Source organism: Xenorhabdus santafensis, assembly GCF_033949405.1.
Classification (GTDB): Bacteria; Pseudomonadota; Gammaproteobacteria; order Enterobacterales; family Enterobacteriaceae; genus Xenorhabdus; species Xenorhabdus santafensis.
In genome coordinates, this window is sequence record NZ_VCDN01000242.1 from 1 (window position 1) to 252 (window position 252).

Annotated in this window: 1 protein-coding gene; it reads right to left on the minus strand. The window is 55.2% G+C overall.

Translation table 11 applies throughout. The features are described from left to right. Nucleotides 1–252, minus strand: a 252-nt coding sequence (locus tag FE392_RS20065; protein WP_319931888.1) for a hypothetical protein, incomplete at both ends; no start/stop codon positions are given.

Consider the following 252-nt stretch of genomic DNA (forward strand, 5'->3'; position numbering starts at 1 on the left):
CCGGGGTTTCACAATGGGTGAGCTGATTTTGGCTGTTCCAGCGATAGCGCCAGATCAGCGGCCGGAAGCCGTCACGCTGTTCGGTTTTTTCCTCCAAACGACCATTGTCATCATAACGATAGCGGATATCCCCTTGTTGCACTACCCGCCCGGCTTTTTGACGCTGGGTAATTTGCTGCATCGCGCCATAGGCATCGACAGGCAGGTGCTGGCTCAGGTTACCGTTGCCGTCGTAGTGGAACTGCTCTTCAT